Source organism: Streptosporangium sp. NPDC006013, assembly GCF_040614275.1.
In the GTDB taxonomy this organism is placed as follows: Bacteria; Actinomycetota; Actinomycetes; order Streptosporangiales; family Streptosporangiaceae; genus Streptosporangium.
The window spans coordinates 1-9,961 of record NZ_JBEXUE010000380.1 but is presented as its reverse complement, the minus strand read 5'-3'; the positions used below and the strand labels follow the sequence as shown (position 1 = coordinate 9,961).

The following is a 9,961-nucleotide window of genomic DNA, read 5'->3' as shown; positions in this document are numbered from 1 at the left end:
ACGACCCCTACCGGGTGGCCGACCGGCTGAGCCGCACCCTGCAGGAGGCCGTCGACCCTGCCGAAGGGCTGGCCACCGCCGTGGTACTGGTCCGCGTCGGGCTCGGGACGTCGCCGGTCAGGATGATCCGGCGGCGGGCGCGCTCGGCCCGTGGGTCGGGGATCGGCACGGCCGACAGCAGCGCCTGGGTGTAGGGGTGGAGGGGACGCTGGTAGAGCTCGTCCGGCGGCCCCTGCTCGACGATCCGGCCGAGGTACATGACGGCCACCTGGTCGCTGGCGTGCCGTACCACGGACAGGTCGTGGGCGATCAGCACGTAGGTGAGGCCGAGCCGGTCCTGCAGGTCCTCCAGCAGGTTGATCACGCCCGCCTGAACGCTCACGTCCAGCGCGCTGACCGGCTCGTCCAGCACGATCACGTCGGGTTCGACGGCGAGCGCGCGGGCGATGCCGACACGCTGGCGCTGGCCGCCCGAGAACTCGTGCGGGAAGCGGCCGGCGTGCCCGGGGTCGAGCCCGACGAGCTCCAGCAGCTCGGGCACGCGCGCCAGGTCTCGCCCGTGGGTGTCGAGGGCCTCGGTGAGGATGGCGCGCACGGTCATGCGGGGGTTGAGCGAGGCGTACGGATCCTGGAAGACCATCTGGATCCGGCTGCGTGCGTGTCGCAGCTCGGCGGCGGGCAGCGCGGTGAAGTCGGCGCCGTCGAGCAGCACCCGGCCGGCCGTGGGCTCCACGAGGCGCACCAGGCACCCGGCCAGCGTCGACTTCCCGCAGCCGCTCTCGCCCACGAGCCCGAGCGTGGTGCCGCGCTCCACGCGCAGGTTCACCCCGGACACGGCCTGGACGCTGCCGACGCGGCGGCGGAACACCCCGCTGCGTACTGGATAGGTCTTGACGAGGTCCACGACCTCCAGCGCCGTCATATCGAGCGAACCTCCTCTACCCGCAGGCACGACGCCGTGTGCCCGGCACCGATGGGGACCGGCGCGGGGACGGTCGTGTCGCACAGGCCCGCCCTCGCGTGCTCGCAGCGCGGGTGGAACGCGCACCCGGGAGCCCGCGAGGGCTGGCCGGGGATCTGGTAGAGCCGCTCGCCGTGGCGCGCGTCGAGCCGCGGCAGCGAGGCCAGCAGCCCTCGGGTGTACGGGTGGGCGGGCTCGTAGAAGATCGGCTCGACGGCGGCCTCCTCGACCTTGGCGCCCGCGTACATCACGAGCACGCGGTCGGCGACGCCGGCCACCACGCCGAGGTCGTGGGTGATCAGCATGAGCGCGGTCGCCGTGCGCTCCTGGATCCCTCTGATGACGTCGAGGATCTGCGCCTGCACGGTCACGTCGAGCGCGGTCGTCGGCTCGTCGGCGATGAGCAGGTCGGGCTCGTTGGCGATGCTCATCGCGATCATGACGCGCTGGCGCATGCCGCCGGAGAGCTCGTGCGGGTACTGCTCGGCGCGCTTGGCCGGCGAGGGTATACCGACCAGGTCGAGCAGCTCGGTGACGCGCCCGCGCAGCTCGCGGCGCGAGCGCGACGGGTCGTGCACGCTGATGGCCTCGGCGATCTGCGCTCCGACGGTGTGCACGGGGGTGAGCGCGGTGAGCGCGTCCTGGAAGACCATCGCGATGCGGCTGCCCCGCAGCGTGCGCAGCTCGGCCTCCGATCGGCCCAGCAGTTCCTCGCCCCGGAACCTGATCGACCCCGTCACGCGGGCCCGGCCCGGCAGGATGCCCAGCACGGCCATCGAGGTGATGCTCTTGCCCGAGCCCGACTCCCCCACGATGCCGAGCGTCTCGCCGGGCGCGACGGAGAACGACAGCCCGGTGACCGCCGTGACCTGGCCGTCGTCGGTGGGCAGCTCGACCGTGAGGTCGTCGACCTCCAGCAGCGCGCTCATGGGCGGCCTCCTTTCGGGTCGAAGGCGTCGCGCAGCCCGTCGCCGAGAAAGTTGATGGCCAGCGCGGTGAGCAGGATGAACAGGCCGGGGAAGTACAGCAGGTAGACCTTGCCCGTGCCGATCAGCCCGGCCGCCTGGCTCAACAGGTTGCCCCAGCTCGACTCGGGCGGCTGCACGCCGTACCCGAGGAAGGAGAGCGTGGACTCGACGATCACCGCGCTGGCGGCGCCGAGCGACGTGCTCACGGCGATCACGCCGGTGAGGTTGGGCAGGATATGGCGCACGATGATGCGCCGCCTGGTCACGCCGAGCACCGTGGCCGCCGACACGTACTCCTTCTCCCGGAGCGAGAGCACCTGACCACGGACCACCCTGGCCACCGTGGTCCAGCCAATGGCCGCCAGCACCGGGACGATCACCGTGGGAGACCGGCCGGCCCCCTGCAGCACGACGGCCAGCACCACGATCGCGGGCAGGACGATGAACAGGTCGGTGATCCGCATGATGATCTCGTCCACCCAGCCGCCGAAGAATCCGGCGGCCGCTCCTAGAGCGGTGCCCATCGCGGTGGCGAGCACGGCGACGGACAGACCGATCGCCAGCGAGATCCGCCCTGCGTACAGCAGCTCGGTGAGGTAGTCGCGGCCCAGTTCGTCGGTGCCGAACCAGTGTGCGGCCGACGGCGGGGTCGGCCCGAGCATCAGGTCCTGCACACCCCGCTCGTACGGGGCGATCACGTCGGCGCCGAAGCAGCCGATCAGCAGCACGGCGAGCACGCCGAGCCCGGCGACCGCGAGCCGGTGGCGCAGGAACCGCCTGCGGGCCAGCTGCCACTGGGTCCGTTCCTGCGCGGGCGCCGCCGGGGCGGTGAGCATGGTCATCGGAGCCTCACTCTCGGATCGAGTACGGCGTAGGCGATGTCGGCGAGCAGGTTGAACACGATCACGACCACCGCGATCACCAGCGTCCACGGCACCAGCACGAACACGTCGCCGGCGAGCAGGGAGTCGAGGAACAGCCGGCCCATGCCCTGGATGGCGAAGATCTGCTCGGTGACGACCAGCCCGCCGAACAGCAGGCCCGCGTCCACGGCGGTGATGCTGACGAACGGGCCGAGCGAGGTGCGCAGGGCGTGCCGCACCACGATGCGGCCTCTGGGCACCCCCTTGGCCCGCGCGGTGCGCACGTACTCGCTGGAGAGCGCGTCCAGCATGGTCGCGCGGGTGAACCTGCTCCAGCTCGCCACCAGGCCGACGGTCAGCGTCAGCACGGGCAGCACCAGATGGCGCAGGTAGTCGAGCGGGCCACCGCCCTGCGCCGAGTGCAACCCGACGAAGTAGAGCGGCGGGTCGGCCAGGCCGAGGATCTCCTGCGGCCAGGCGGCGAGGACCTGGATCAGGATCAGCCCGAGCCAGAACGGCGGCATCGCCACGCCGAGGTAGGAGAGGCCGGTGAAGGCCAGGTCACCCGCCGAGTACTGCCGCACCGCCGAGTAGACGCCGACGGCGAGCGCGATCAGCGCGGCGGCCAGCACGCCCCAGACGATCAGCTGCAGCGTGGTGCCGAGCGCGGGCAGGATCAGCCCGTGGACCGAGCCGGCCGTCCGCGAGCTGACTCCCCAGTCGCCGGTGACGAACTGGGTCAGCCACCGCCAGTACTGCTCGGGGATCGACCGGTCGAGCCCGAGGACCTCGGTCATGCGGGCGATCGCGCCCTGGTCCTGCCCGCCGCGCAGCTTCGCGAGCGGGTCGAAGGTGGTCCTGACCGCCCAGAACAGCAGGAACGAGGCGATGAGTACGACGGGGACCGAGTAGAGCAGTCGCCGTCCAACGTAGGCGAACATCGGTTCTCAGCCCACCAGTCCCCACTGGGCCAGGTTCCAGAACGGGCCGCGGGCCGGGTCGATGGCCAGCGGCCCGCCGATCTTGTTGTTCCACAACAGGACGTTGGGGATCACGTCGAGCGGCAACAGGGCGGCCGAGTCGGCGAGGAGCTTGTCGGTCTGGCGCGACAGCTCGATCCGCTCGTTCTCGTCGAGCGTCGAGGCGGCCGTGCCGAGCACCTTGTCGAGGCCGGGCAGGTCGATGCGCGACAGGTTGAGGCCGGAGAAGCCGTTGTCCTCGGTGGGCATCGCGCCCGAGGAGAAGGAGGCGTCGAGCGCGGGTTGCGGGAAGGTGTCGACGAGGGTCCACAGGCCCATCTGGAAGTCGCCCTTGGGCAGCTTGGCCGCGAACAGGTCGGTGGCCGAGGTGTTGTCGACGGTGACCTCGAAGCCGGCGACGCGCAGTTGCTCCTGGAGGATCTGCTCGGTCAGCTCCCGCCGCTTGTTGCCGGTCATCGTGCTGACGGTGAAGCTCGCCCTGGTGCCCGCCTTCGCCCAGATGCCGTCGGCTCCCTTGGCCCAGCCGTCAGCCTGCATCAGGGAGTCGACCTTGGCCAGGTCGGGGGTGTACTGCTCGAAGTCGGTGCCGCCGTACCTGCCGACGAGCGGGGTGTGCGCGCTCTGCGCCGGCTGCGTGACACCGAGCGCGCCGTACAGGCGGGTGACGATGGCCTTGCGGTCCAGCCCGTGTGACACGGCCTTGCGGAACGTCGCGGAGTCGAAGGGCGGCTTGGCGTTGTTGAACCAGACGGCCTCGAGGTTGCCGGACTCGGGGTCGACGATCGAGCTCGCGTTGGGCAGCCCGCTCATGATCTGGTCGATGGAGTCGAGCTGCGGCGTGGGGTAAAGCGCGTCGAGCTGGCCGGTCTTGAACGCCTGGAACGCCGCCGCGGTGTCGGCCGTGAACTGGAAGGTGACCTTGTCCAGTTTGGGCTTGTCCCCCCAGTAGCTCGGGTTCGGCACCAGGACGACCGAGACCCCCTTCGTCCAGGATTCGATCTTCCAGGGGCCGCCGCTCCAGGTGTAGCCGTCCTTCATCAGTGCGCTGCGGTCCTTGCCGTCGAGCAGGTGGCCGGGCAGCACGCCGCCGCCGTCGCTGAACAGGCCCTTCCAGTTGGCGTAGGGCGCGTCGAAGGTGACGACGGCGGTCTTCTCGTCGGGCGTGTCGATCTTGGTGATGTGGCTGTATCCGGTCCTGTTCAGCACGTCCTTGCCGTCACGGATGGCCAGGGCCGTGTAGCGGAAGTCGGCCGAGGTGATCGGCTTGCCGTCCGACCAGACCGCGGCGGGGTTGATCCGGTAGGTGACCTTCTGCGGCGGGCCCGCGGCGACCTCGGGCTCCGACGCCATCAGGTTGGTGGCCACCGGCGCCCATGTGCCGCTGACCTTCTTGGGCTCGAACACGCGGGGAATGGTCGGGATGTCCATGATGTACGTGCCCCAGATCGAGGCGGCGCAGCTGGCGATCCAGTCGGCGCAGTCGGGCTCCTGCTCCGCGCCGATCACGATGCTCCCGCCCTGGCGCACCGGAGCGGCCGTGCTCGGGGCCGCACTCGACGTCCGGCCGGCACCCCCGCTCGTGCACGCGGCCGCGAGGAGTGCGAGGGCAGTGAGCCCGATGACCCCGAGTCTGATCCGTGTGCTCATGCTCTGGCCTTTCTGAAGGTGATGAGGGGAGGGTAGGCGCAAGTCAGAGCGCAGGCAAGGGTCTTAGACATGTTTCTAGTCAGTCGCATTGACTATGCTGTGGTCCGGCAGGCCGATCAGCGGGTGCGAAAATGCCAGCACCAGCGGTGGCACAGTGGTCGACTACGGGAGGCTTTTGGTGGCAACTGCACGCCAGCCCAAGGAGAAGCGGGCAAAAGGCGAGAGCCGGCCGCGCCGTGCTCGCGACAGCCTCAACAGGGAGACGATCCTCGCGGCGGCAGAGAAGATCGCCCTGCGCGACGGCCTCGATGCGCTGACGTTCCAGGAGATCGGCGACGAGCTCCAGGCGCACCCGACTTCGATCTATCGCCACTTCAAGGACAAGGACGAACTGCTGCTCGAGCTGGTGGACGGGCTCAGGGCCCGCTCGTACGGCGGCAGCGTCACGCCGACCGACGACTGGCGCGCCGACCTGCGCACCATCTCCCAGCGAGTGCGCGAGCACTACCTGCGCTACGCGCCGTTCGCGCAGCAGATGGTCATGCGCACCACGCGCCGGCCCGTGGAGTTCTCCAACGTCGAGTTCACCCTCGACGCCGTCAGGCGGGCTGGAGTCGACGACAACGAGGTGGCGGCCGTGCAGCGCGCGTTAGGCAACTTCGTGCGCGCCGTGGCGAGCCTGGAGGCGGCCTTCCACACGCTCGACCCCGACGTGCGGCGCAGGGACGAGCTCGCGTGGCAGGTCGAGTACCGCCAGCTCGACCCCGAGAAGTACCCGACGATCGCCCATTTCGCCGACCACCTGCCCAGCCTCGGCGACCCCATCGCCTTCGACCTCGGCATGGAGATGATGCTCGACGCGATCGAGGCGCGCGCGGCGCGTTCACGGGCGCGCCAGGGCGTCGATCAGACCGGCGACGAGCCGGGCCCGCTCGGCGAGTGAGGCCAGCTCGACCCACTCGTGCTCGGCGTGAGCGCCGTCGCCCAGCGGGCCGAGCCCGTCGAGCGTGGGGACGCCGAGCGCGCCGGTGAAGTTGGCGTCCGAGGCACCCCCGACCGCCACCTCGTCGAGGTCGGGCAGCCCGAGCTCGGCGGCCAGCTTGCGGGCCGTGGCGTAGAGCCCACGCGAACTCGCCGGCTCCAGCGGCGGGCGGTTGATCGTGCCGTCCACCCTGACGGTCGCGCCGGCAATGCTGGGGGCCAGCGCGTGCATCCGCTCGTCGACCCGCTCCAGCTCGGCCAGTTCCCAGGCGCGCACGTCCACGCGCAGATGGGCGTGCGCGGGCACGGTGTTCGTGGTGGTCCCCGCGCGGGCGACCGTGGGCGTGACGGTGGTCCCCCGTCCGGGGTCGGCCAGCCGCGACAAGGCCCCAACCTGCTCCGCGAGTTCGAGCAGCGCGTTCACCCCGCGCTCCGGCTCGAGCCCGGCGTGCGCCGCCCGGCCGGTGATGTCGACGCTGTAGAACGAGCCGCCCTTGCGCGCGGTCTTGACCGCGCCCTCCTGGCTGGGCTCCAGCACCAGGACGGCGTCCGCGCCGGCCGCCACCTCCTCGATCAGCGCCCGCGAGGTCGGCGAGCCGACCTCCTCGTCCCCGGTGACCAGCACGCTCACGCCCGCCGGATCACGGCACTCGGCCAGCGCGGCGAACGCCGCGACCAGCCCCGCCTTCATGTCGAACACGCCGGGGCCGAACGCGCGGCCGTCCTCGACGCGGAACGGGCGGTGGGCGGTCGTCCCCAGCGGCCACACCGTGTCGACGTGACCCAGCAGCAGCACGCCGCCCTCGCCGGGCGCCCGCCAGAGCAGATGCGGCGTGCCGCCGTCGCCGACGACCTCCGCCCGCCTGCCGAGGACCGGCTCCCCCCAGGCCCGCATCAGGGCGTGACACTGCTCGAGACCCTCGGCGTGTCCCGAGGGCGACTCAACGGAGACCAGGGCGGCGAGGCGCTCGCGCAACAGGGCGTGATCCATGGCCAGCAATGTAGTCAGGCTCATTGACTATAGCAAGGGCTATCAATCTGACATGCGGCCGGGATCCGCCCCGCGCCAGGGCCGCACGCCTTCTCGCTCGCGCGGCGCCACGGTGTGGCGCTCAGTCCGGCCGGTCGGGTTCGCCTGACGCACCCGCCGGCGGCCTCCGGGGGAGCGTGGGCGCGTCCCCGCGGAGTTCGGTCATGAGGGGTTCGAGGTGGGGAGGAGGGCGGTGCAGATTTCCCGCAGGTGGTGGAGTTGGTCGGGGGTCAGGCGGTCGAAGAGGGCCTGGCGTACGGCCTCGACGTGGCCGGGGGCGGCGGCGGTGAGGACCGCGAGTCCCGCGTCGGTGAGGATCGCCCAGCTCACCCGCTTGTCGGCGGCGCACGGCTCGCGCCGCGCCCAGCCGCGCTCCTCCAGCCGCTTCATCGCGTGCGACAGGCGGCTCTGCGAGGAGTTGAGCTCCGTCGCCAGCTCGCTCATCCGCATCATCCGGCCGGGCGCCTCGGAGAGTTTCACCAGCATGGCGTAGTAGGCGTGCGGCATGCCGGAGTCGCGCTGCAGCTGCCGGTCCAGCTCCTCCTGGACGAGCTGCGAGGCGGCCATGAACGCACGCCAGGTGCGCTGCTCGTCATCGTCCAGCCATCGCGTCACGACGCAAGCTTACTTGAACTCTCAACAAAGCGGGAGTAATCTACTTGAGAGTTCAAGTTTTTGGGAGGAACCATGCCGGTCCAGCGGCTCAACCACGCCGTTCTCTTCGTGCGCGATGTCGAGCGCAGCGTCGCCTTCTACCAGGAGGCGCTCGGCTTCAAGGTGGTCATGGGCATGCCGGGCGCCGCCTTCCTGCAGGCCTCGGGGTCCAGCAACGACCACGACCTCGGCCTCTTCGAGCTCGGCGCGCAGGCGGGCCCCTCGGGAGCCGGGCGCTCGACCGTCGGCCTCTACCACCTGGCCTGGGAGGTCGACACACTGCGGGAGCTGGAGCGGATCGCCGTCAAGCTCAGCGAGCTCAACGCCCTCGTCGGCGCCTCCGACCACTCCACCACCAAGGCCCTGTACGCCAAGGACCCCGACGGGCTGGAGTTCGAGGTCTCCTGGCTGGTCCCCGCCGACCTGCTCACCTCAGAGACGCTGAGCGGGCGTAGCAGCATCAAGCCTCTCGACATCGCCAGGGAGAAGGAGCGCTACGGCGCCGACACCCGCGGCGGCCTCGGCGTCTCGATCCCCGTCTGATCATCTCGCGTGGCCGGGACATCCATCCGGGTAACGACCGGCCCGCGTGGGGGGAGAGGGGGGTGATCCGGCGGAGGCCTCCCCAGCCCTCCGCCGGATCACGGACTCCCCGGACCTGCCCACCCGGTTCGGGGATACTCCCTTTCTTACGGTTTTCAACCGTCCATAATTTCCTCGCGGGGGTCAGAGCCTGCCGAACCAGTCGCGTACGGCGTCGATCCCGCCGGTCCCGAGGGCGACCATCAGCGCGCACCGGGCCTTCGAGGGCGCCAGGCTGCGGGCTCCGATCGCCCCGACGCGGGCGGCGAGCCCGGTACCGAGGCGCATCTCGTCAAGCGGGACCGCACCGGTACGGCACCTCGACGCGACGACCACGGGGATCCCCCACTCCGTCAGCTCGGCGATCGTCGTGAAGAGCCCGACCGGCACGTTGCCCAGGCCGGTCCCCTCCAGCACGACGCCCTGCGCCCCGGCGTCCACCACGGCGGTGAGCAGCACGGGGTCGATCCCCGGATAGGTCTTGATCAGCGCGACGTCCGACGCCGGGTCCCCACCGAAGGCGGGCGGCCGGCGCGGTGCGGCGGACAGCGTCTCGACCCGGCCGCCGGTCACCCGGCCCAGCGCGGGGAAAGGCGCCGACGAGAACCCCGCGACGCTGGTGGCGTCGACCTTGGTGACCCAGCGGGCCGCGTGGATCTCGTCGTTCACGCACACGACGGCCCCGGCGCCCCGCAGCGCGTCGCCGGCCGCGGCCGCGAGCGAGGAGGCGAGGTTGCGCGGGCCGTCGGGGGAGAGCTCGTCCAGGGAGCGGACGGCACCGGTCAGCACGATGGAGCCCTGTTCGGCCGCCCGGCCCGCGAGCAGATCCACCAGGTACGCGGTCTCCTCCAGCGCGTCGGTGCCGTGAGTGATCACGACACCGTCGAATCCGCGTTCCAGGATGGCCGAGCGCGCCCGGCGGGCCAGCTCCAGCATGGTCGAGGGGGACATGTCCCAGCTGGGCTCCGCCATCACGTCCTCGGCCACCACGTCCGCCGGGATCGCGCCGGACGGGAGGGCCTCCAGGAGCTCGGCCCCGGAGGCGACGCCCGGACGACCGGGGGCGTAGGAGTGGGCGATGGTGTCACCGGTCGCCAGCAGCAGCACACGCTTCAAGGACGGGATCCCTTCGACGGGCCATGTTCGGTCGCCTCTATTTATAACCCATAGGTACCCCTATTGGGGTTACATTCGGACGGCGCGGTGTCACCTGCCCCCAGAGCGAACGGCGCACCGGACGGGGAACGCGGGCGGGCTCCCGCGATGTCAGGAGGTCCGGGCGAGGAAGTCCCGGT

General features: G+C 71.1%; 10 protein-coding genes. 2 read left to right on the top strand and 8 right to left on the bottom strand.

What is annotated here, in order from left to right; genetic code table 11:
• Positions 1–7: 7 nt before the first annotated feature.
• From ABZ260_RS38295 to ABZ260_RS38275, 5 genes are read right to left on the bottom strand one after another with little or no spacing between them, the layout of a single operon-like run.
• On the bottom strand, positions 8–922 hold the full coding sequence (locus ABZ260_RS38295; RefSeq protein ID WP_355627256.1) for an oligopeptide/dipeptide ABC transporter ATP-binding protein: 915 nt from the start codon (positions 920–922) through the stop codon (positions 8–10).
• Positions 919–1,890: an ABC transporter ATP-binding protein gene (locus tag ABZ260_RS38290; protein ID WP_355627254.1), complete on the bottom strand. Its 972-nt coding sequence runs from the start codon at positions 1,888–1,890 to the stop codon at positions 919–921. Before ABZ260_RS38290 ends, ABZ260_RS38295 begins: the two co-directional genes overlap by 4 nt.
• Complete coding sequence (locus tag ABZ260_RS38285; protein ID WP_355627252.1) at positions 1,887–2,771, bottom strand: ABC transporter permease; 885 nt, start codon at positions 2,769–2,771, stop codon at positions 1,887–1,889. The genes ABZ260_RS38290 and ABZ260_RS38285 overlap by 4 nt, the downstream gene beginning before the upstream one ends.
• A complete protein-coding gene (locus ABZ260_RS38280) occupies positions 2,768–3,733 on the bottom strand; it encodes an ABC transporter permease (RefSeq protein WP_355627250.1) in 966 nt (321 codons plus the stop codon). The genes ABZ260_RS38285 and ABZ260_RS38280 overlap by 4 nt, the downstream gene beginning before the upstream one ends.
• A gap of 6 nt (positions 3,734–3,739) precedes the next feature.
• Positions 3,740–5,419, bottom strand: coding sequence for a peptide ABC transporter substrate-binding protein (locus ABZ260_RS38275; RefSeq protein ID WP_355627248.1), 1,680 nt, complete (start codon positions 5,417–5,419; stop codon positions 3,740–3,742).
• Positions 5,420–5,597: 178 nt separating this feature from the next.
• On the opposite strand from ABZ260_RS38275, the gene ABZ260_RS38270 reads away from it, so the two are divergent.
• Complete coding sequence (locus ABZ260_RS38270; protein WP_355627246.1) at positions 5,598–6,362, top strand: TetR/AcrR family transcriptional regulator; 765 nt, start codon at positions 5,598–5,600, stop codon at positions 6,360–6,362.
• On the opposite strand, the gene ABZ260_RS38265 is transcribed toward ABZ260_RS38270, so the two are convergent.
• Positions 6,303–7,391: a M20 family metallopeptidase gene (locus tag ABZ260_RS38265; RefSeq protein ID WP_355627244.1), complete on the bottom strand. Its 1,089-nt coding sequence runs from the start codon at positions 7,389–7,391 to the stop codon at positions 6,303–6,305. The two genes, ABZ260_RS38270 and ABZ260_RS38265, sit on opposite strands and share 60 nt — an antisense overlap.
• A gap of 201 nt (positions 7,392–7,592) precedes the next feature.
• A complete protein-coding gene (locus ABZ260_RS38260; protein ID WP_355627242.1) occupies positions 7,593–8,045 on the bottom strand; it encodes a MarR family transcriptional regulator in 453 nt (150 codons plus the stop codon).
• A gap of 72 nt (positions 8,046–8,117) precedes the next feature.
• On the opposite strand from ABZ260_RS38260, the gene ABZ260_RS38255 reads away from it, so the two are divergent.
• Positions 8,118–8,627, top strand: coding sequence for a VOC family protein (locus ABZ260_RS38255; protein ID WP_350923105.1), 510 nt, complete (start codon positions 8,118–8,120; stop codon positions 8,625–8,627).
• 183 nt (positions 8,628–8,810) lie between these two features.
• Here ABZ260_RS38255 and ABZ260_RS38250 read toward each other — a convergent pair whose 3' ends face one another.
• A complete protein-coding gene (locus tag ABZ260_RS38250; RefSeq protein ID WP_355627258.1) occupies positions 8,811–9,773 on the bottom strand; it encodes an asparaginase in 963 nt (320 codons plus the stop codon).
• Between the last annotated feature and the right edge of the window lie 188 nt (positions 9,774–9,961).